This window comes from Bacillus cereus group sp. Bc061 (assembly GCF_027715825.1).
Taxonomy (GTDB): Bacteria; Bacillota; Bacilli; order Bacillales; family Bacillaceae_G; genus Bacillus_A; species Bacillus_A paranthracis.
Genome location: NZ_JAQFTZ010000001.1, coordinates 1327321 through 1347347, shown reverse-complemented (window position 1 = coordinate 1347347; position 20027 = coordinate 1327321). Strand labels below are relative to the sequence as shown.

Below are 20027 nucleotides of genomic sequence, written 5' to 3'. Positions count from 1 at the left end.
GGGATAGCATAATGAATGTACCATTTGTTCAATTAAGAGAACTGACATTAGATGATGTAGAAGATCGATATCAATGGTCATTAGATACACAAATAACGAAACATTTAGTTGTACCAGATCAATATCCACCGTTCACTCGTGAAGATACAAAAAAATGGATTGAAGCATGTATAAATCGAAAAAATGGTTACGAACAAAGAGCTATCACTGCGGAGAACGGCATACATATTGGATGGGTAGATCTTAAAAACTTTGATAAAACAAATAAAAATGCAGAATTGGGAATCGCGATTGGTAATAAAGAATACTGGGGTAAAGGGTATGGAATAGCCGCCCTATATAGTATGTTACATGTAGCATTCTTTGAGTTTGAATTAGAAAAAGTATGGCTACGTGTAGATGAAGATAATTTACAAGCTAGAAAGAGCTATGAAAAGGCTGGTTTTGTATGCGAAGGGTTAATGAGAAATGATCGATTACGTAAAGGTCAGTTCATTCATCGCTATCGTTATAGTATGTTAAGAGAAGAATATCAATCTTTAATTAGTAGTTTGTAAAAATATTATGTTAACTAAAAGGGGATAGAGAAATATGATTCGATTACTTACGAAAGAAGATGCAAAAAAATATTGGGACTTACGTTTACAAGCATTACAAGTAAATCCAGAGGCATTTGTAACAACTTATGAAGAGGCGATTCACCAAGAAAATCCGATTAAGCGAGTGGAAAGTAATTTAACAGCTGCTACTAGTTGTACATTTGGTGCTTTTAATGAAGAGCATCAATTAGTTGGAGTTGTTACTTTACTAACAGAAGAGAAAGAGGCGTATAAACATAAAGGTCATATCGTTGCGATGTATGTAGATGCAAGCAATCGAAGAAGTGGTCTTGCACGTGAGTTAATACGTAAGGCAATCGAAAAAGCAAGAGAAATGAACTTGGAACAATTGACATTAGGTGTTGTATCCACTAACGAGCCAGCAAAAAGGTTGTATGAATCAATAGGCTTTAAAACGTATGGGATTGAAAAGAGAGCTATAAAGATGAATGGTGTGTATAGTGATGATGAACATATGGTTTTGTTCCTTTAAAAGAGGGAGTTTACTATGAAAGATCTCTATTTAGAAAAAAATATGAACCCGCAAGTAGCAATTCTATATGCGACAGTTGCCGATACATTTAAACGGTTGCAAAAGTTAGTAGAGGGTACCGATGAGAAAGAACTGTCTTTTAAAGGGTTAAAAAATAATGAAAATAGTATTGGACAACTACTTCAACATTTAGCAGTTGTCGATTTGCATTGGGTATACCGCTTAAAAGGAGAACCCGTTCCACTGGCACTTGATAATATATATGGACCTATGTTAAATGAAGCAGGAGAGCTGCCCAGTTTAAGAAAACATACATTGCAACAATTAATGCAAGATTATGAAGCAGTGCAACATATGTTTTATGAGGAATGTTTGAAACTAACAGAAAATGATTTAACACGAGAGGTTTTTTATCCGACTTTAATGGGCAGTAAGACCCCCACCTCAAAATGCAGCGAAAGAAAAGAAGTTAGGTGGGGGATCAACTGCCCATAAAAGTCCGATTGGTTCAACTAATAATCAGTGGGGGATGAACAAAACCCCCACTGATTAAAGTTTCACTTTATGAAAAGGGAGAAAATGCGACTATAAGGTGGGGAATATGGCATATAGCTGATCATAATCGGTACCATCAAGCTCATATTAGTCAGTTAAGAAAACTATATAGAGCTAGAATGCATACAAGATAAAGATTTCGAATTTTAATTATATTTAATTTGTTGTATAGTATAAGAAGAAACTAAACAAGGGGTTTTATAATGAAAGCTATTGCAGTAGGGATATTGGCATCATTTTTCTTTGCCTTTACCTTCGTTTTAAATCGGGTAATGGACCTAGAAGGTGGAAGCTGGATTTGGAGTGCATCATTACGGTACTACTTTATGGTTCCAATGCTTTTACTTATTGTCATGTATAGAGGGAATTTAAAGCAACTCTTTCAATATATGAAAAACAATCCGAAAGAATGGTTAGTGTGGAGTATCGTTGGATTTGGTCTCTTCTATGCACCACTTAGTTTTGCTGGAGCTTTCGGACCTGGTTGGCTCGTTGCATCAACATGGCAAATTACGATCGTAGCAGGGATTTTGTTAACACCATTTTTTGCAGTAGATCCGTTACATAAAAAACTCCCAATGAAGGAATTAGTTATGTCGGGTATTATTTTATGTGGTGTTGTACTTATGCAAGTAGAACATGCTTCTTCATTAGGAATTCGTGAAACCGTTTTATGTGTCGTTCCTGTACTTATTGCAGCGTTTGCGTACCCTCTTGGAAATCGAAAAATGATGCAAGTTTGTAAAGGGGAATTAGATGTATTTCAGCGAGTTCTCGGTATGACATTAGCAAGCTTACCATTTTGGTTTTTACTATCTGGTTATGAAGTATCAACAGGTGGTCTACCGTCAAGTAGCCAAGTTTTCCAATGTTTTATTGTAGCAGTTAGTTCTGGCTTAATCGCAACGGTATTATTCTTCTTTGCGACAGATCTTGTAAAAGATGATCCGCAAAAACTAGCAACAGTGGAAGCAACTCAGTCCGGTGAGGTTTTATTTGCGCTAGTAGGAGAACTTATCTTGTTATCTGCACCAATTCCGTCATCTTTATCTTGGATTGGTATGAGTCTAGTTATTATTGGAATGATACTACATAGTTATGTAGCGGTCGTTGTGAAGAAAGAAGAAAAAATAACGGCGTAATGAGATTAGCTCTTTATATAAAGAGCTAATCTTTTTTCATAGAAAGGAATGATGATATGAATTTGCAACGCGTTGAACAAATTGAGAAAGATCCCATTTTAAATGTACTACAGTATGCAGTCGGACCAAGTGAAACTAGCTTAAAGAAAGCAGTTTTATTTTATGAAAGGAATAAAGCGACTTTGCATAGATATGAAGAAAAGGCTTGCATAGGTATTGAAATAATTGGAGCAAAGAAAGCGAGAATTTGTCATATAGCAGTCGTTCCACAATATCGTCATAATGGAATTGCGTGGCAAATGATAAAGGAAGTATTAAGAATGCATCAATTGATGTATCTAGAGGCAGAGACAGACGATGAAGCGGTAGAATTTTATAAAAAAATTGGTTTTCAGGTTAAAAGTTTAGGAGAAAAATATCCGGGGGTTGAAAGGTTTTGTTGTTATTTGGAAATGTAGTATAAAAATATATAAATATACATCTTATGTTTAGTTTGAAAAAAGTGATATTTACATTATATAATAAAGGTATCTGGAAAAATATAGATAATAGAAATTAGGTGTATAACACATGAGAATGGATAAAAGTAAATTTATAAAAATTGCTACTTCAATAGGAGTGTCATCTTTTTTATTAACGGGCTGTGGCGATTATGAAGAAGATACTGCCCAGCAAGAAAGTACTGCTGTTAAAACAGATGGTGCAAAACAAGGAAATGAACAAGAAAGATTAAATTGTGATGATAAAGCTCCAACTAATGAAAATGTAGAAAAAGATGAGTTATGTAAGGAAAATAATCCGTCATTTTCTTCTTATCATGAAAATTCACATTTACCGATACTGCCGTTCGTTGCAGGATATTTATTAGCAAGCAGAACTTCAAATATGAATTATGCAGTAAAACCGAATATAATGAAGAAACCGTATGCAAATAACATTATTCCATATCGTGAAAAAGACCAAAGTAGAACTGGAGGCAGCGGTGGTGGCGGGTATTACGGCGGAACTAACAGTAACAATAGTAATTCTTCCAATAAAGTAGATTTAAATAAACAGCAGCCAAATCCATCAAATAAAGTAACACCAGATACAAATGCGCCGAAATCATCTACGACACAAACGCCGAAAGTGAATTCTGGTTCTAGTGGAATTGGGAATGCAAAAGCGCCAGCCGGATCATAACACGAAAGGATAATAGAATCATGTATACAGAACAAGAACAGAAAGAGTATATGAAAGTATGGTTTTCACTTGCAGAAGAGGCTGGTCGGAATGGGTTTACTTGGCCGAGTCTATTAGAAAATGAAGAATGGAATCAATATATGGCAACAGGTATGTATCGTATGCCAGTAAAAACTTATACTGCTATTTCAAAAGCGACAGAAGAAATTATGTATGTGTTATATAGAACGTATCAATACATTCTCAATACGACAGAAGATTTTCAAAAATTAGGATTTCCAGCTGAAACGTGGGAAATTGCGAGAATGAAACATACAGGTTTATTTTCATATTTTACAAGGTTTGACTTTATCGTAAATGGTGAAGATATAAAGTTAATAGAAGTAAATTGTGATACACCAACAGGTTATTTAGAGCCATCTGTCGCAAATGAAGTGTTATGCCGTTATCACGATGTAAATCATCCAAATCATATAGAGGAGCATATTGTGCAGGCGTGGGAACAAATTAAACATGACTATAGTATAGATCCTAGAGAAACGATTTATTTTACGAGTTATGATTGGCATGATGAAGACCATCAAACAGTTCAATTTTTAAGAAGCTATTGTTTAGATCAGTCAACGGATTATATAGGTATTCAAGATATCGTTGTTGCAGATGATGGTATATATACGCAAAATGGTGAGAGAATTCATTATTTATATAGACTATATCCAATTGAATATTTAGTTTCAGATGCTGATAAAAGCGGGAAAAGAATTGGACTCCAGTTTTTAGATCATATAGCGCAAGGCAGAGTGAAAATCATTAATCCACCAGCTGCTTTTCTTATGCAAAATAAAAGTGTACTCGCATTAATTTGGCAACTTTACGAAGAAGAAGTTTTCTTTAAGGAAGAGGAGCGAGGAATCATTCAGAAATACTTCCTACCAACATATTTTACAAATAAACCGTTTATAGAAAGAAATGAATCCTATGTTTCTAAACCTTTATACGGCCGTGAAGGCGGAGGAGTATCTATATACGAAAATAATGAACTATTAGCTGAAGATAAAACAGAGTATTACTTTGAACAGCGGAAAATATATCAGCAATACATAGAAATGCCAGACTATACAATTGACACGTGGGACGGTCCGTATACTGGTAAACTATTAATTGGTTCACACTGTATTAGCGGGAGAGCTGCTGGTTTATTTTTACGTGTAGGTGAGAAAATAACAGGAAATTTATCGATGTTTACTGGAGTTACAATTGAAGGATAAATGAAACAAAGAGCTTATCATTTTTGGTGAGCTCTTTGTTTGTATATAGTGTTTTTATGTTTTTGATGTAACGCCTTCATTTTTTGCATAGATAAAATGATTAAGTTAAAAATTAAGAAAAATATGATAATATATGTATGTAGTAGTTTAAAACAAATGGGGGAACAATAGTGAAAATGAATGACATAGTGGCAAGTACGCAATTGCCAAATACAATCAAAACAATTACAAATGATTTAAGAAAATTAGGATTAGAAAAAGGAATGACAGTTATTGTACATTCTTCGTTAAGTTCCATTGGCTGGGTATCAGGCGGAGCAGTTGCAGTAGTAGAGGCGTTAATGGAGGTTATTACAGAAGAGGGAACGATTATTATGCCAACTCAGTCTTCGGATTTATCTGATCCGAAACATTGGTCAAGACCACCTGTACCTGAAGAATGGTGGCAAATTATTCGGGATAACGTTCCAGCATTTGAGCCACATATAACACCAACAAGGGCAATGGGAAAAGTAGTTGAATGTTTTCGTACATATCCGAATGTAGTACGTAGTAACCATCCATTAGGAAGCTTTGCTGCATGGGGAAGACATGCAGAAGAAATAACAGTAAATCAGTCACTATCGATGAGTTTAGGAGAAGAATCTCCATTAAGAAAAATATACGATCTAGACGGATACATATTATTAATTGGTGTTGGATATGATTCGAATACTTCTGTACATTTATCAGAAGTACGTTCTGGTGCATGTGAGTTAATAAAAGTAGGGGCACCTATTATAGAAAATGGTGAAAGAGTATGGAAAGAATTTGTTGATATGGATTACGATTCTGACAAATTTGTAGAAATTGGTGTAGAGTTTGAGCAAAAAGGAACCGTAACAATGGGGAAAATAGGAAACGCAAAGTGCCGTCTTATGAAACAACGTGATATAGTTGACTTTGGAACAGAATGGTTTCGTAAGAAAAATTAGTAAGGGATGGTTACGATGAAGGGGAAAAAGGTATTAATTACAAGCGGTGGTTGTTTAGAAAAATGGGATCAAGTACGCGGCCATACAAATATGGCAAAAGGAACAATTGGAAGAATAATCGCCGAAGAGCTTATAAGTAAAGGGGCCCATGTTATATATTTACATGGTTATTTTGCGGAGAAACCGAATGATATAAACAATCAATTAGAATTACATCCATTTGAAGGAATTGTTGATTTACAAGATAAAATGAAAAGTATCATTACGCATGAAAAAGTCGATGCGGTTATTATGGCAGCGGCTGGATCTGATTGGATTGTGGACAAGATTTGTGATCAAGAGGGTAATGTTCTTGATATGAATGGAAAAATCTCAAGTGATATAGCACCAATTATACATTTTCAAAAGGCACCGAAAGTATTAAAACAAATAAAAGAGTGGGATCCAGAAACTGTACTCGTTGGCTTTAAACTTGAAAGTGACGTAAATAAAGAAGAATTGTTTGAAAGAGCGAAAAATAGAATGGAAGAAGCGAAGGCGAGTGTAATGATTGCAAATTCACCACATTCTTTATATTCGCGCGGAGCAATGCACTACGTAATTGGACAAGACGGTAAAGGGCAGTTATGTAATGGAAAAGATGAAACAGCGAAAGAAATTGTCAAAAGGTTAGAGGTACTATGTAATCGCGTTACTGCTTCATAATTTCAAGTATTTGGATAAGAGTGAATCCGCATAGTATATATTGGTAAGCGAAACTTTTTGCTTTGATACAAACGTTAACCATTCAATATGGATACATAGAATAATTGGTGAGGAGTGAATTCTATGGAACATTTATTAAAGCAAGCTATTAAACTCCGGAAAGAAAAGAAATATGCGCAGTCTAAAGAGATACTCATTGGATTAACGAATTTTACGAGGGATGCAGAAGTACTTTATCAATGTGCTTGGATACATGATGTAATGGGGCTGGAAACAGAAGCTATGCCGTATTATGAACAGGCAATTGCAAACGGTCTTGAAGGTGAGTCACTTTGCGGAGCTTATATCGGCCTTGGTAGTACATATCGTTGTATAGGTGAGTATGACAAAGCAATTACTGTTTTAGAAACAGGATTACAGCAGTTTCCAGATAATGATGTGATGAAAGTATTTTTGTCATTAGCGAAATATAACGTAAACGATCATGAATCCGCGATGAAATTATTACTTGAAACAGTCGTAAAAGTAGAAGAAGTGAAAGAATTTGAACGTGCTATTTCATTTTATAAAGATCATTTAAATGAGGTTTTTAAATAGAGGAGTGAACATATGAGTGTCACACTTTCGCGAAGGCGAAAAGGTATATGGATTGGACTCGTATCTTTAATCTTGTTATCAAACTATTTATTATATGCTCTTCCGATTGTACCAGCTGCTCCGAAAGAAGTTGTCCTTGGGTCAATATTAGATTGTATGTTTGTAATTCCAATCATTACGTATTTCTTTATTATTCGAAAAAGGTACTCGTTAACGTATATATTTCCTGTTGTAATAGCTGGTTATATATTTGCAAGATTTATTATTCCAAGCGACTATTTACAAGCTTTTTCATACGTTTCTTATATTATAGTTGCAGGGGAAATTGCTTTTGTATGTTTTGAGTTATTCCTTCTATATAAAATTGTTAGAATGCTTCCTACAATAAGAAAAAAATATAAAGAATATAAAAGTGAGTATTCTTCATTTTCTTATGCAATTGATGCAGCGTTTGACACCACTATGAAAAGAAATAAATTAGTAGATATCATTGTAACAGAGTGTAAGTTAATCTATTATGCATTTTTATCGTGGCGTGAAAAAGTGCCAGAAGGTGAATGCGTATACTCATATCACAAAAAGACTGGTGCAATAGGTGTATATATTATGATCATCCATGCGACTTTAATAGAAAGTATCGGTTTTCATTATTTGTTTCATCAATGAAATCCAGTTGTAGCATGGGTGTTACTTATTTTAAACGTATATGCAATGTTTTATTTTTTAGCTGAAATACAAGCAATGCGTAAAAATCCAATTATTGTTACGGAAGAACAGGTAATTATTCAAATTGGATTAGGGAAGAAAATCATTATACCGTTTACACAAATTGATAAGATTACGTTTTATAAAGGAGAACTTTTAAAAAAAGAGAAAGAGCTTCTTGACGCAACGGTGATGGAATTTATAAAGGAACCTCCAACATTTGAAATAATACTTAAAGAGCCAATAAAAGCACAATTGTTATATGGATTTTCTAAAACAGTAAGTCGTGTTCACTTAAATGTTGATGAGGAACGGAAATTTTATGATGCAGTTACCGAGAAATTAAAACATGGGTAATGCTATTAATTTTCATCGTGCGTTTGGTGTGTACGGTATTTGTATCGAAAATAATAATATATTAGTAATCGATAAATCAAAAGGTCCATATAAGAATAGATATGATCTACCTGGTGGGAGCTTATATGAAGAGGAGTCGCTGTTAGCGGCACTCCATAGGGAATGTAAAGAAGAAACTGGATTAGAAGTAAAGGTTATAAAGCAAGTAGGAACGGTTGATTTTCAATACCCTTCAAAGTTTAAAGATTATACACATGTACACCATATTGCAGTTTTGTATGAAGTTGAAAAGAGTGCAGGGAAAATCATAGTACCAAAACAATTTGAAGGTCAAGATTCTTTAGGAGCGAGATGGGTTTCTATAGAAAGCATTACAGAAGACAATTCATCTCCGCTTGTATGTAGTGCAGTAGAGTGGCTGAAAACAAATGAGCTTCCATTAGAAGTAAAAAAATATGAAACATGGACAGTGAAAAACTCCTTCTAAAATAAGAGGGAGTTTTTATTGTGTATTTGGAGACCAAACACTTCTTTATCACTATATAAATGGATATAATAAAGCTAGAAATAGCATAAGGGGAAACAAAGAATGAATAAATTACTAACACCAAAAAGTGAAATTATAGAAAGAAAAATAAGATATGACTCGACAACAGTAGAACACACTTGTTTATTACTTGAAAAGCAGTTGCAAAGTATCGTGCTATTTCATGAGGTTCAGTATTCATTTACAATGACTGCACATCTTGCGAGTTTAACAATCCCAAAAGGAAGTTACACCATTGCATACTATTGGGAAGATCGTCCGTACAATTTATACATATGGAGAGATAAGAATGGAACGTATTTAGGCTCTTATTTTAATGTTGTAAAAAATACGCAAATAACAGATGAACTAGTGTCATTTGAAGACTTAATTATTGATATTTTGGTACTTCCAAGTGGAGAATATTTTATTTTAGATGAGGATGAGTTACCTGAGTCTTTAGAGGAGTTTGAGGATGGTTATGTGAATGAAGCTCTTAATGTATTAGAGGAAATAATTCAAAAGACGCTTCCTCAAATGATTGTAGAGACAGAAAGAGTGAGGTTAAACTAAATTGTAATCGATTTGAAAATAGAATACGTGTTTAATGAAATTGAGTAGTCTCAAGTTATATAATCTAACTTTTTTGATAAGTCTAAGGTTAGATGTATATTTCTTGGGATTACTCTTTTTTTGTGGAAATTAATATTGACTGAATACAGTTCAGTCGTTTATGATTGAATTATATTCAGTCGCAGAAAAAACATAATAGGAGATAACATATGAAAAGAATATCGAAAGAACCAGATGTTAGAAGGCAAGAGTTGATGGATATTGGTTTTGAACTATATATGAAAAATGGTATGAAAGGATTTGGCATAAAAGATGTTGTGAATCATGCTGGTGTAGCAACGGGCTTATTTTATTATTACTTCAAGTCTAAAGAGAATTTTGTTGATGAAGTATTAAATGATTTTATTGTGAAAAATATGGAGTTAATTGAAGAAATACTTGTTTCTAATGAACGGTCTGTCATGCAAAAGCTGAAAGATTCTCTAAATATATTTTGGACATTTATCGAAAAATTAGCGCCTTATAAAAATGTGAGTTCGTTTCAGACGGAACAACATTTTCAACTGGAACAGAAATTATTTACGCGAATGCAGCCATTAATTCGACAAGTAATCGAAGAAGGGGTGAAAACTGGGATTTTTAATATTGATAACTCATTATTAGCATCAGGATTTATTTTATACGGTCTTAGCAGTATTGCTCATTCAGAGGTGAATTTGAATCTAGACATGAAGCGAGAAATGGTTAATTTAGTATTAAATACACTACGATATGATCAAAGAGAAGGAGAATGTATATGAAGATCATGATTGATGGAAACAATATTTCGAATGAACAACTTACAAAGTGGAAAAAAGAACGTATGAAAAAAGTTTTCAATACATTAGGACATAAAGAGCCAGAATTAAATGATACAGACGTTATGATAAAAAAACTAACAGAACTAAAATTAAATTATTCATACAATGAAATGTATGATAAGTTAAAATCTAAACTTAAATTAAGTGAAATGGGTATGCGTATTTGTACTGCTTTATCTGGTGATAGACGAAAATTTTCAAAAACAAATATTTATTTAGATGGGATTACAGCAGAAGAGGCGATAAATGGAATTGATAGTTTTATGCTTGAACAATCAGATGAAAATAATCAAGTGAATTTATCAGCCTGTCCAGATCACTACGTACTAAGACCCTTTGGGGAAAATGAATTGGAGGTTATCGAAACTACTGGTAATTCTCCATTTCCAGTTCAATTTTTTATTGTTTTTGGTGACGAAACAGGATTAAAGACACCTAGAGATAAGTCTTATCAATACCAATCAACAGGTGTTGCACGTATGAAAGACGGTACTACTATTGGTGGAGTTCGACATCAATTCAAAGATACAGATACTGGTATAGAAGTAAGTCTAGTTGTAGAGTTTCCGGCACTTTGTCCTAATAGTCTTATTGAATCGCATCAAATGCATTTGGCATGTGAGTTTTCTTATTGGTTACAGTGGATTAAGGAACATAAAAAATAATTTTTATATAAATAACAATAAGGGTATTTAAACGAATCATATGTATTTTTTAATAAAACCTAGTTGACTTATCGGAAATATTTGTATAATATGTACTTAATTCTATTACGTATTGCTGATTGGAGAAACCAAAGGCATTTTATCTATTGATAAAATGCCTTTGGTTTTTTTATTACATAAATACTGAATCTATTCATTTAGATGAATCATTTCAAGGAGGGGAAGAAGTGACTGTTTCAATTAATGAGGTATCAAAATATTTTTCGAAGCAAACTGGTACTGTTCAAGTATTAGAGAATATTAATTTTCAATTAAAAAAAGGGGATTTTGTTACAGTAATTGGTCCGAGTGGTTGTGGAAAAAGTACATTATTAAAAATTATTGCAGGTTTAGACAACGATTTTGAAGGTGAAATCATTATTGATGGGGAGCGTATAACAAAACCGAGTAAGAAGCAAGGATTTATATTTCAAGAGCATCGTCTGTTTCCGTGGTTAACAGTTGAAGAAAACATTGCAGCTGATTTGTCATTAAAAGATAAGTATGTGAAGGATAAGGTAAAGGAATGGGTTAAAATTGTTCGGTTAGACGGTTTTGAAAAATCATATCCGAAAGAAATATCAGGCGGGATGTCACAACGTGTTGCGATTGCAAGAGCGTTGCTAAGAGATCCTAATGTATTATTACTTGATGAACCATTTGGAGCATTGGATGCATTTACCCGAAGTCATTTGCAAGAAGTACTGCTCAACATTTGGGAACAAAAAAAGACGACAATGATATTCGTTACACATGATATAGACGAAGCAATATATCTTTCAAACAGAATTGTCATCATGAGTGCAAAGCCTGGAAAAATACATAAAGTAATTGAAAATAATTTACCTTATCCGCGTAGTAAAACTTCGGAGTCATTCCAAGAAATTCGAAAGAAAGTATTACAGCAGTTTGAGTATGGAGGATTGATTCAAACAAGTTTATAGGGAGAGGGTGAGTATTTATGTATAAAAAATTTAAAGTTCTTTCTTTTGCATTAGCTATTTCTTTATTTTTATTCGGATGTGAGAAAAGTACAGCAAGTAGTAAGAAGGAAGATGTAACAGTACAAATTGGTATTCAGCAAGGGTTAAGTCCACTATTACTCGCGCAGAAAAAGGGATGGTTTGAAGAGGAGTTTAAAAAAGAAGGAGTTAAGGTGAAATGGACAGAGTTCCAAAGTGGACCTCCTTATTTTGAGGCAATCGCATCAAATCGATTAGACTTTGGTGAAGTTGGCAATTCTCCAGTTATTTCCGCGCAAGCAGCAGGTATTGAATTTACCGAAATTGCTAATACAAGTTATGCGAGAAAAGGAACAGGGATTCTTGTACAAAAAGATAGCAAGATTACGAGTGTAAAAGATTTAAAAGGTAAAAAAATCGCAGTAGCAAAAGGAAGTAGCGCATTTAATTTATTGTATCGAGTGCTTGATAAAGAAGGTATCAATGCGAAAGATGTAAATGTTATTCAACTGCAACCAGATGAAGCGCAGCCAGCATTTGAATCAGGATCAGTAGATGCATGGGCAATTTGGGATCCTTTCATATCGTTACATACGGTAAATAAAGGAGCGAAGGTGATTACAGATGGTGAACAATTAAATGTATCTTCTCCAGAGTTTTTAATTGCGAGAACAAAATTTGCGAAAGAGCATCCAGAATTAGTGGAGAAATTCCTTAAAGTATATGAAAAAGCACGTGTATGGCAAGATGAAAACTTGGATGAAGCAATAAAAATATACACTTCTGCAAAGAAAATAGATGCAGATATTGTAAAAGAAGTGTTTAATCACGACAAACCCATCTTAGTTCCGGTAACGAAAGAAATAGTTGCAGAACAGCAACAGACAGCAGATTTTCAATATAAGCTTGGTTCTATAAAGAAAGAAATTAAGACAGATAAAGTTGTAGATAATTCTTTCGTAGAAAAAGCGTTAAAGGCGAAGTGAAAAGAGGTTGTATAAATTGGAGAATACGAAAGCGGTTATTAAAAGGGCGAGTATAACGATTGAGAAAAACAATGTAAAGAAAGTACAGAAGACGAATATCAAATTTTTGATAAGGGCAATTACTATACCGATTATTATATTAATAATTTGGCAATTGGCCGGCGTATTCGGTCTAGTTTCTAAAACAGTTTTACCAACGCCGCTAGATATATTTTTAGCTTTTCAAGAACTTATAAAAACAGGAGAGTTATTCGGTCATGTAAGTATTAGTGTATTCAGGGCTGCGGCTGGTTTCTTTATTGGCGGGAGTTTAGGAATTATTTTAGGAACAATTGTTGGATTTTCAACGAGAAGTGAGCAATATTTAGATCCGTCAGTACAAATGTTAAGAACTGTGCCTCACTTAGCTGTTGCACCGCTTTTCGTATTATGGTTCGGTTTTGGGGAAACATCAAAAGTGTTATTAATTGCAGATGGTGCATTTTTTCCTTTATACGTAAACGCGTTTCTAGGAATACGAGGTGTAGATTCAAAGTTATTTGATGTTGCGAGAGTGTTAGAGTTTAGTAAAAGAAAATTAATTACAAAACTAATTTTACCGGCAGCATTGCCAAACCTATTACTTGGGGCAAGATTATCATTAGGAGTAGCATGGGTGAGTTTAGTAGTAGCAGAACTTATGGGATCTACAGAAGGTATTGGCTATATGATTATGGATGCAAGGCAATTTTCAAATACAGATATTGTATTTGTCGGTATTATTATCTTTGCATTTGTTGGGAAGTTTTCGGATTCACTCGTACGTTTACTAGAAGTGAAGTTTTTAAGATGGCGAGATAACTTTAAAGGCGAGATAGGAAATTAACATATAAATTATTAGGGGTAATTTATATAGAGTAGTTTAGTGTACGTTTCAAAATAAATAAGGGGTGTGTAAAGGTATGGAATTATTATGGTTTATTCCGGCGTATGGAGATGGACGATATTTAGGAACGACAAAACGAGGAAGAGCAGCTGAGTATGGTTATTATAAACAAGTTGCACAGGCAGCTGATTATTTAGGATATACAGGTGTGTTACTTCCAACTGGCCAAGGTTGTGAAGATCCATGGGTATTAGCATCGGCACTTGCAGCTGAGACAGAAAAGCTAAAATTTTTAGTAGCAGTTAGACCGGGACTAATGTCACCGACAGTTGCAGCAAGGATGGCATCTACATTTGATAGAATTTCAGACGGGAGGTTACTTATTAATGTAGTCGCTGGAGGAGATCCAGTTGAATTACAAGGAGATGGATTGTATCTTGAGCATGATGAAAGATATGAAGCAGCTGATGAGTTTTTAAAAGTTTGGAAATCGACATTGCAAGGTGAAACATTTTCTTTAGAAGGAAAACATATTAAAGTTACGGAAAGTAAAGTTGTGTTCCCGCCAGTGCAAACGCCATACCCTCCTATATATTTTGGAGGATCATCCGCTGCTGGAAAGGAAGTTGCAGCAGAACATAGTGATGTATATTTAACGTGGGGCGAGCCACCAGAGCAAGTGAAGGAGAAAATAGAGGAAGTAAGAAAACTGGCAGAAGAGAAGGGACGTTCAGTGCGATTTGGCATCAGGTTACACGTAATTGTAAGAGAAACAGAAGAAGAAGCGTGGGAAGAGGCAGAACGTTTAATTCAATATGTAGATAATGAGACAATTGAACTTGCTCAAAAGACATTTGCAAGATATGATTCAGTTGGTCAAAAGCGAATGACCCATTTAAATAAAGGTACACGGGAGTCGTTAGAGATAAGTCCTAATTTATGGGCTGGCATCGGGCTTGTAAGAGGTGGTGCAGGTACTGCGCTTGTTGGAGATCCGCATACAGTAGCAGATAGAATAAAAGAATATGAAGCGTTAGGAATTGATACGTTTGTATTATCGGGATATCCTCATTTAGAAGAGGCATATGAAGTGGCAGAACTGTTATTTCCTTTATTGAAAGAAGATAAGAAACAAGAAAATAAAATTGTTGGTGAAATGATAGCTGATGCATATGCATTAAAAAAATAGTGAGAAAAAACCCGCAAGTAAATCACTTGCGGGTTTTCATCGTAAACTATCAGAAAATATGGTAAAATTAAATAGTAACTTAAGGTACGGTTGGTTGTTCAATTATCACTTCTCCAAGTAGGAGGGGGGTGATAATAAGTGAGTGAAATAGCGTTGTTACTGCAAGGTGGACTGTTTCTCGTTGCATTGTTAACATTCGTCGTCGTTTTAATAGACAAGCTCAAAAAATAACAACCCACCTATGCCAATAGAATGTGGGTTGTTTTGTTTGTAAGAAACAAATAGGATAAATGAACAATCCAATCTGCTAAGTTACGTGGACTAGTGTGTAGCCGCACACTAGTCTTTTTTATTTATATACAATTTATAATTGGTTTATGTGATTGTATTGTTCTTTTCATACTTATTATAACACAGTGTCTTTTCATCAAGAAAGGAGACCGTATGTTCTGTTTCTAATTAAATAGAAGGTGACTTTTCTTTAAAGAGCCCGTCCATATACTGTTTTAAAGTTTGAACGTAAAATTTTTGCTTATTTACATCATTTACACCGACTATTGGTGATGGAAGTTCATATCTCTTTTCGGATAAATGAACGACAACGTCAAAAATATCAAATAGACGGATGAAACAGAACAGACCATCTTTATCACTTAATAAAATAAAGTAATGGTTTTCACTATTTGTATTTAATGTATTCCATAATGAACTTTTGCTTAAATCGCGAACAATGCTCTTTTCTTTTAATTCCATGAAGTCGGCATTCGATAGGATGCTAGAAATATCAATCGCATCTGGATCTTCAAAATAGCCATCGACTGCTTGTACAGCGAAAGTATAAGCCATTTTTAATACACTCATTTTATACTTACGGTTATCTAAAAGTAATTCCCGTTGAATAGAGCTAGCTACTTTCGTTACACGTTCTTCTTTCCAGATTTCGTTATGTAGTGAAATATCGTGCTTTTTACATAGTTTCATAATTAATGCATTGGAATAAAGTATTTCGTCACTTACTTCAACAACATCTGTCTCAGCGGCCGCAAGTTCCTCACCATGCTCATTCGTATAGAGCGGGGAGTCAATCTGTTTTTTCATATGTTCAATCTTAAACTGACTTAATTTATGCCGAATTAAGGGGCGATCAATATTTGTTGTCATTTGTTCATAACAAGTATCACAAATTGAGTTTGTGAAATAATATCCACATAATATTTCTGGGATGACATATTGTTCACTAAGTTCTTTCGTATCTTTTCTGCAAATGATGCATTGTGTCATTTTTATCACCTTTACCTGCAAATTTGTATGTAATCTCATTGTAGTGTATTTATTGGTATTTTGGAATATTGTAAAGGAAAATATTATGTGAAATTGTTACTTATTTTGGTACAATGAAGAGAAGTGCTAGTTTAAAGGAGGACGTTTTTTTGAAATCGAAAGTGCACTTTTGGACATTAGAAGTGCTAATGGTTGTAGCGATCATATTTATTTGCACAAAAATATCGTTTCTATTTCAACCGTTTGGTATCTTCATATCAACGCTGTTTTTCCCAATCTTAATCGCGTTATTTTTATACTTCATATTTAATCCGGTGTTAGTCTTTTTAGAGGAGAAAAAAGTACCTAGAAATTTAGCGATTTTACTGTTATATCTTTTTATCATAACATTAACTGCGGTTGGCGTTGGGGTAGTTGTTCCAACGATCTCACAACAGCTAATGGATTTAGTGAAAAATATGCCAGGCTATATAAAAGAGGGAAAACTATACATACAAGATTTATCCCATCATAGATTGTTTGAATGGTTATCTACACAAAATTATGTTTCCATTGAAACAATTGAAAAAAATGCAATTGAATACTTAAAGGATATACCAAACACAATTACGTCGAGTGCAACGGCTTTATTTGGTATCATAACGAACGTCGCATTAGTTATTTTTACAGTACCGTTCATTTTATTTTATATGTTTAAAGATGGACATGCGTTTCCAGGAAAAGCAGTAAGCTTATTACCAGAGTCATACCGTGAAGAAGGGCTTCGTATCATTAAGGAAACGAACGAAACATTATCTGCATATATTCAAGGGCAAGCGCTCGTTTGTATATTTGTAGGTGCTTTTACTTTTATCGGTTATTTAATTATCGATTTACCGTACGCTTTTGTTTTAGGAATTATAGCTGCATTTACAAATATAATTCCTAACTTAGGCCCATTTATCGGTGCAGCACCAGCTGTTATTGTAGGTTTGTTCGTATCTCCGATGCAAGCGTTGTACGTAATTATTATCGTAACAATTGTACAACAATTTGAAAGTAACATCATTTCACCGCGTATTATGAGTTCAAAATTAAATATCCATCCGTTAACAATTATTATTTTAATTTTAGGGGTAGGTAACTTTGCGGGAATTATTGGAATGATCTTGGCGGTGCCAGTGTACGCAGTAACGAAAACAGTTGTATCGAACTTAGTGAGACTGTTTAAGACGAAACGAAGTAATCGAAAATAGTATATGTTGAGAAAGATACACCACTTTTTAAGTGGTGTATCTTTTGTTTATTAATCAATGTTAAAAAGTGTACGAATGCAATTTTATTATATATTTATTACATATCAAATAAAACGGTAAAGTTGTATGATATAGCCCCCAATAAACTATGTGGAATCCCTCTGAACTATCCAAATCATTTCCTTACAACGTGCTATCAACATCATAATCGACTCCTTTCAAGTTTTATATTTTTAAAGGATTATAGGTGAGTGTAGTATTTGCTTCTACGATCTCGAATTTCGTCCATAATCTTTTTGTATTGTTGCTCTTGTTTTAATTCATCTTCAGAAAAGATTTCTTTCTGGATTGTAATTGTTAAGAAGAAAAGATGAAACGTCATGATACATTCCTCCTTTCGAAAGGAATTATAGATGGCTACAGTAGTGACTTTGACGTTCTTTTACATCTTCCATAGCTTTATTAATTTGATGGTCATGCAATACCTCACTGTCCGAGAACTTAGTTTTTTGAATGGTAATCGTTAAAAAGAATACTTTAAATTTCATTAGATAAAACCCCTTTATAATTGATTTAGAAAAGACGGCTGTAATAAGAAGCTTGACGCTCTTTTACTTCGTCCATAATGGTTTGAATGTGTTGCTCACGTAAAATCTCTTTCTGTGAAAGTTTACGTTTTTGAATAGTGATAGTTAAAAAGAATGCTTTAAATTTCATTAGATAAAACCCCTTTATAAGTTTATTAGAAAAGACGGCTGTAATAAGAAGCTTGACGCTCTTTTACTTCGTCCATAATAGTTTGAATGTGTTGCTCACGTAAAATCTCACTTTGAGAAAGCTTACGTTTTTGAATGGTGATAGTTAAAAAGAATGCTTTAAATTTCATGAAGGTATTGCTCCTTTAAAATATATTTTTAATACATATGCGTATAATATGAACTTTTAATGTCAGTCATTTTATCAGTCAGTTGTTTTATTTGTTGTTTACGAATGATTTCACCTTCAGATAAAGTATTTTTCTGAAGTACAGTCGTAAAAAAGAAAATATGAAAAGTCATAAATGAATTCCTCCTTTCGAAAAGGAATTACATGTGATCACAATAAAGTGCTTGGCGCTCCTTAACATCATTCATAGCTTTTTCAATTTGCTCATTATGAAAAATTTCATGTTTGGAAATTGTATTTCTTTGAATCGTAATACTTAAAAACAATACGCTAATAGTCATCGAATGTTGCTCCTTTCTTTAAAAAATAATGTAAGAGACTAAAAAATCGCACAAAAAAGCCACAGGAAGATATAGTTCTCCTATGGCAGGGCGTGAAAAAGCCACAGGAAAGCATACGACCTCCTGTGGCGAATTTATGAATTAATCGAAATAATGTACGATTTTCAATTCTCCATTAGGGTGGTCGAATTCATATTTAATTGTCCAGAAAACACAGGTGCAGTTAACGCTAAAGTTAAAGCATGTAATTGTAATTTCATCATTTCCTTCGACCTCCTTTTAGAATATTTTTCTTACGTTAGTAAGTATATACAATTAATGGATAATTGTAAACATAAAAAATGAAAATTTTTAATTTTGATTAAAATGCGTATATTTTAAAGGGTTTTGAGAAGGTGTATTGTAATTAACGAAATATCGATAAAAATGGGGGATGCTAAATGAAATATATGCATCGTAATGTAGTTGTTATGCTAACAATTTTTTTATGTATTACTGCTTGTTCTAGCGGAGAAAGAATAAAAGAAATATCTGATGTTGAACCTGGTGACTTTAAGCAATATGCTGGGACATATGTTGGGAATAACTCAGATGTGGTTGCAATTGTTAATCGTTTACCCGGTGGTGAAACATTTCAAAGTGTAAGTTTAGAGAATGAAAGTATAAAGGTGAACTATGGTACAAAAGGAAATGGAACTTTGACAGAAGACATGGTTGAGACGTATTGGTTTGATGGTAAGGATACGATGGAGAAGAATTTTCTCTTTAACGTTATTTATTTAGCGATTTTAGTACCAAATGCAAAAGGTTACGAGTTGCAAGTAGAAAATAAAAATTTCACGATAAAAAGAGAAGAAATACTATCAATCCTGTATGAAAAGTTTGATAATTTCCCAAAAGAAAATGATATATGGGATAAAAAGAAAGTAGTAAAGTTTCTTAACGAAAATAACGAAGAAATTACAATGCTTATGAATGATAAAGAGTTTAGGAATGCTTTATTTGTAAAGTATCCAGTACAGCAGTTGAAATGATGGGAGGAA

The 20027-nt window shown here is 33.7% G+C and carries 27 protein-coding genes and 2 pseudogenes; 22 read left to right on the top strand and 7 right to left on the bottom strand.

Features of this window, described 5'->3' with window-relative positions:
- Positions 1–11: 11 nt before the first annotated feature.
- The 20 genes and pseudogenes from PDQ40_RS07135 to PDQ40_RS07035 all read left to right on the top strand — a co-directional run bounded on the left by PDQ40_RS07135 (position 12) and on the right by PDQ40_RS07035 (position 15473).
- Positions 12–557 carry a GNAT family N-acetyltransferase gene (locus tag PDQ40_RS07135; RefSeq protein WP_001102432.1) on the top strand — a complete coding sequence of 182 codons (546 nt, stop codon included), beginning with the start codon at positions 12–14 and terminating at the stop codon, positions 555–557.
- 34 nt (positions 558–591) lie between these two features.
- Complete coding sequence (locus PDQ40_RS07130; RefSeq protein WP_000620335.1) at positions 592–1092, top strand: GNAT family N-acetyltransferase; 501 nt, start codon at positions 592–594, stop codon at positions 1090–1092.
- Positions 1093–1107: 15 nt separating this feature from the next.
- A pseudogene (locus tag PDQ40_RS28190) lies at positions 1108–1781 on the top strand (DinB family protein).
- A gap of 69 nt (positions 1782–1850) precedes the next feature.
- Positions 1851–2789, top strand: coding sequence for a DMT family transporter (locus PDQ40_RS07115; RefSeq protein WP_000643675.1), 939 nt, complete (start codon positions 1851–1853; stop codon positions 2787–2789).
- Between the two features lie 56 nt (positions 2790–2845).
- Complete coding sequence (locus PDQ40_RS07110; RefSeq protein WP_001053313.1) at positions 2846–3247, top strand: GNAT family N-acetyltransferase; 402 nt, start codon at positions 2846–2848, stop codon at positions 3245–3247.
- Positions 3248–3359: 112 nt separating this feature from the next.
- The gene (locus PDQ40_RS07105; RefSeq protein ID WP_001242153.1) at positions 3360–3971 is read left to right on the top strand and encodes a hypothetical protein; all 612 of its coding nucleotides are present in this window, start codon (positions 3360–3362) and stop codon (positions 3969–3971) included.
- Positions 3972–3991: 20 nt separating this feature from the next.
- Positions 3992–5239 (top strand): glutathionylspermidine synthase family protein, encoded by a 1248-nt coding sequence (locus PDQ40_RS07100; protein ID WP_061184563.1) that lies wholly within the window; start codon positions 3992–3994, stop codon positions 5237–5239.
- A gap of 176 nt (positions 5240–5415) precedes the next feature.
- The gene (gene aacC / locus PDQ40_RS07095) at positions 5416–6213 is read left to right on the top strand and encodes a BA2930 family N-acetyltransferase (RefSeq protein WP_130776749.1); all 798 of its coding nucleotides are present in this window, start codon (positions 5416–5418) and stop codon (positions 6211–6213) included.
- Between the two features lie 15 nt (positions 6214–6228).
- Positions 6229–6918: a phosphopantothenoylcysteine decarboxylase domain-containing protein gene (locus PDQ40_RS07090; RefSeq protein ID WP_000676710.1), complete on the top strand. Its 690-nt coding sequence runs from the start codon at positions 6229–6231 to the stop codon at positions 6916–6918.
- A 123-nt stretch (positions 6919–7041) separates the two neighbouring features.
- Positions 7042–7515, top strand: a complete 474-nt coding sequence (locus PDQ40_RS07085) for a tetratricopeptide repeat protein (protein ID WP_000400626.1) — start codon at positions 7042–7044, stop codon at positions 7513–7515.
- 12 nt (positions 7516–7527) lie between these two features.
- Positions 7528–8577, top strand: a pseudogene (locus PDQ40_RS07080) (hypothetical protein).
- On the top strand, positions 8570–9064 hold the full coding sequence (locus PDQ40_RS07075; protein WP_000525962.1) for an NUDIX hydrolase: 495 nt from the start codon (positions 8570–8572) through the stop codon (positions 9062–9064). Before PDQ40_RS07080 ends, PDQ40_RS07075 begins: the two are co-directional and overlap by 8 nt.
- A gap of 102 nt (positions 9065–9166) precedes the next feature.
- Positions 9167–9676 carry a DUF402 domain-containing protein gene (locus PDQ40_RS07070; RefSeq protein ID WP_001037865.1) on the top strand — a complete coding sequence of 170 codons (510 nt, stop codon included), beginning with the start codon at positions 9167–9169 and terminating at the stop codon, positions 9674–9676.
- 209 nt (positions 9677–9885) lie between these two features.
- Positions 9886–10476 (top strand): TetR/AcrR family transcriptional regulator, encoded by a 591-nt coding sequence (locus PDQ40_RS07065; protein WP_000822635.1) that lies wholly within the window; start codon positions 9886–9888, stop codon positions 10474–10476.
- Entirely contained in the window at positions 10473–11201 is a 729-nt protein-coding gene (locus PDQ40_RS07060; RefSeq protein WP_000699947.1) for a hypothetical protein, read from the top strand. Before PDQ40_RS07065 ends, PDQ40_RS07060 begins: the two co-directional genes overlap by 4 nt.
- 227 nt (positions 11202–11428) lie before the next feature.
- Positions 11429–12184, top strand: a complete 756-nt coding sequence (locus PDQ40_RS07055) for an ABC transporter ATP-binding protein (protein ID WP_000218629.1) — start codon at positions 11429–11431, stop codon at positions 12182–12184.
- Positions 12185–12201: 17 nt separating this feature from the next.
- Positions 12202–13188, top strand: a complete 987-nt coding sequence (locus PDQ40_RS07050) for an aliphatic sulfonate ABC transporter substrate-binding protein (protein ID WP_000276922.1) — start codon at positions 12202–12204, stop codon at positions 13186–13188.
- A 16-nt stretch (positions 13189–13204) separates the two neighbouring features.
- A complete protein-coding gene (locus PDQ40_RS07045; protein WP_000432113.1) occupies positions 13205–14053 on the top strand; it encodes an ABC transporter permease in 849 nt (282 codons plus the stop codon).
- Positions 14054–14129: 76 nt separating this feature from the next.
- Positions 14130–15242, top strand: coding sequence for an FMNH2-dependent alkanesulfonate monooxygenase (gene ssuD, locus PDQ40_RS07040; protein ID WP_000422271.1), 1113 nt, complete (start codon positions 14130–14132; stop codon positions 15240–15242).
- Positions 15243–15380: 138 nt separating this feature from the next.
- Positions 15381–15473, top strand: coding sequence for a putative holin-like toxin (locus tag PDQ40_RS07035; protein ID WP_001289320.1), 93 nt, complete (start codon positions 15381–15383; stop codon positions 15471–15473).
- A 228-nt stretch (positions 15474–15701) separates the two neighbouring features.
- On the opposite strand, the gene PDQ40_RS07030 is transcribed toward PDQ40_RS07035, so the two are convergent.
- Positions 15702–16523, bottom strand: a complete 822-nt coding sequence (locus PDQ40_RS07030) for an HNH endonuclease (protein ID WP_000189721.1) — start codon at positions 16521–16523, stop codon at positions 15702–15704.
- Positions 16524–16672: 149 nt separating this feature from the next.
- Here PDQ40_RS07030 and PDQ40_RS07025 point away from each other — a divergent pair, with 149 nt between their 5' ends.
- Positions 16673–17758 (top strand): AI-2E family transporter, encoded by a 1086-nt coding sequence (locus PDQ40_RS07025; protein WP_048557962.1) that lies wholly within the window; start codon positions 16673–16675, stop codon positions 17756–17758.
- 241 nt (positions 17759–17999) lie between these two features.
- Here the strand turns inward: PDQ40_RS07025 and PDQ40_RS07020 are convergent, their stop codons facing one another.
- Genes PDQ40_RS07020 through PDQ40_RS06995 form a run of 6 tightly spaced genes read right to left on the bottom strand, consistent with a single transcriptional unit; the run spans position 18000 to position 18984 of the window.
- Positions 18000–18140, bottom strand: a complete 141-nt coding sequence (locus tag PDQ40_RS07020; protein ID WP_000142740.1) for a YrzI family small protein — start codon at positions 18138–18140, stop codon at positions 18000–18002.
- Between the two features lie 25 nt (positions 18141–18165).
- A complete protein-coding gene (locus PDQ40_RS07015) occupies positions 18166–18306 on the bottom strand; it encodes a YrzI family small protein (RefSeq protein ID WP_000669815.1) in 141 nt (46 codons plus the stop codon).
- A gap of 25 nt (positions 18307–18331) precedes the next feature.
- Positions 18332–18475, bottom strand: a complete 144-nt coding sequence (locus tag PDQ40_RS07010; protein WP_000668966.1) for a YrzI family small protein — start codon at positions 18473–18475, stop codon at positions 18332–18334.
- Positions 18476–18500: 25 nt separating this feature from the next.
- On the bottom strand, positions 18501–18644 hold the full coding sequence (locus PDQ40_RS07005; protein WP_000668983.1) for a YrzI family small protein: 144 nt from the start codon (positions 18642–18644) through the stop codon (positions 18501–18503).
- A 28-nt stretch (positions 18645–18672) separates the two neighbouring features.
- Complete coding sequence (locus PDQ40_RS07000) at positions 18673–18816, bottom strand: YrzI family small protein (RefSeq protein ID WP_000142725.1); 144 nt, start codon at positions 18814–18816, stop codon at positions 18673–18675.
- Positions 18817–18843: 27 nt separating this feature from the next.
- Positions 18844–18984 carry a YrzI family small protein gene (locus PDQ40_RS06995; RefSeq protein WP_000156198.1) on the bottom strand — a complete coding sequence of 47 codons (141 nt, stop codon included), beginning with the start codon at positions 18982–18984 and terminating at the stop codon, positions 18844–18846.
- A gap of 440 nt (positions 18985–19424) precedes the next feature.
- On the opposite strand from PDQ40_RS06995, the gene PDQ40_RS06990 reads away from it, so the two are divergent.
- A complete protein-coding gene (locus PDQ40_RS06990; protein ID WP_048557961.1) occupies positions 19425–20018 on the top strand; it encodes a DUF4825 domain-containing protein in 594 nt (197 codons plus the stop codon).
- Positions 20019–20027 lie beyond the last annotated feature (9 nt).

Coding starts and splice junctions, on each gene's coding strand:
- PDQ40_RS07135 (WP_001102432.1), top strand. CDS start 12: ATGAATGTACCATTTGTTCAATTAAGAGAACTGACATTAGATGATGTA.
- PDQ40_RS07130 (WP_000620335.1), top strand. CDS start 592: ATGATTCGATTACTTACGAAAGAAGATGCAAAAAAATATTGGGACTTA.
- PDQ40_RS07115 (WP_000643675.1), top strand. CDS start 1,851: ATGAAAGCTATTGCAGTAGGGATATTGGCATCATTTTTCTTTGCCTTT.
- PDQ40_RS07110 (WP_001053313.1), top strand. CDS start 2,846: ATGAATTTGCAACGCGTTGAACAAATTGAGAAAGATCCCATTTTAAAT.
- PDQ40_RS07105 (WP_001242153.1), top strand. CDS start 3,360: ATGAGAATGGATAAAAGTAAATTTATAAAAATTGCTACTTCAATAGGA.
- PDQ40_RS07100 (WP_061184563.1), top strand. CDS start 3,992: ATGTATACAGAACAAGAACAGAAAGAGTATATGAAAGTATGGTTTTCA.
- aacC (WP_130776749.1), top strand. CDS start 5,416: ATGAATGACATAGTGGCAAGTACGCAATTGCCAAATACAATCAAAACA.
- PDQ40_RS07090 (WP_000676710.1), top strand. CDS start 6,229: ATGAAGGGGAAAAAGGTATTAATTACAAGCGGTGGTTGTTTAGAAAAA.
- PDQ40_RS07085 (WP_000400626.1), top strand. CDS start 7,042: ATGGAACATTTATTAAAGCAAGCTATTAAACTCCGGAAAGAAAAGAAA.
- PDQ40_RS07075 (WP_000525962.1), top strand. CDS start 8,570: ATGGGTAATGCTATTAATTTTCATCGTGCGTTTGGTGTGTACGGTATT.
- PDQ40_RS07070 (WP_001037865.1), top strand. CDS start 9,167: ATGAATAAATTACTAACACCAAAAAGTGAAATTATAGAAAGAAAAATA.
- PDQ40_RS07065 (WP_000822635.1), top strand. CDS start 9,886: ATGAAAAGAATATCGAAAGAACCAGATGTTAGAAGGCAAGAGTTGATG.
- PDQ40_RS07060 (WP_000699947.1), top strand. CDS start 10,473: ATGAAGATCATGATTGATGGAAACAATATTTCGAATGAACAACTTACA.
- PDQ40_RS07050 (WP_000276922.1), top strand. CDS start 12,202: ATGTATAAAAAATTTAAAGTTCTTTCTTTTGCATTAGCTATTTCTTTA.
- ssuD (WP_000422271.1), top strand. CDS start 14,130: ATGGAATTATTATGGTTTATTCCGGCGTATGGAGATGGACGATATTTA.
- PDQ40_RS07030 (WP_000189721.1), bottom strand. CDS start 16,523: ATGACACAATGCATCATTTGCAGAAAAGATACGAAAGAACTTAGTGAA.
- PDQ40_RS07020 (WP_000142740.1), bottom strand. CDS start 18,140: ATGACGTTTCATCTTTTCTTCTTAACAATTACAATCCAGAAAGAAATC.
- PDQ40_RS07015 (WP_000669815.1), bottom strand. CDS start 18,306: ATGAAATTTAAAGTATTCTTTTTAACGATTACCATTCAAAAAACTAAG.
- PDQ40_RS07010 (WP_000668966.1), bottom strand. CDS start 18,475: ATGAAATTTAAAGCATTCTTTTTAACTATCACTATTCAAAAACGTAAA.
- PDQ40_RS07005 (WP_000668983.1), bottom strand. CDS start 18,644: ATGAAATTTAAAGCATTCTTTTTAACTATCACCATTCAAAAACGTAAG.
- PDQ40_RS07000 (WP_000142725.1), bottom strand. CDS start 18,816: ATGACTTTTCATATTTTCTTTTTTACGACTGTACTTCAGAAAAATACT.
- PDQ40_RS06995 (WP_000156198.1), bottom strand. CDS start 18,984: ATGACTATTAGCGTATTGTTTTTAAGTATTACGATTCAAAGAAATACA.
- PDQ40_RS06990 (WP_048557961.1), top strand. CDS start 19,425: ATGAAATATATGCATCGTAATGTAGTTGTTATGCTAACAATTTTTTTA.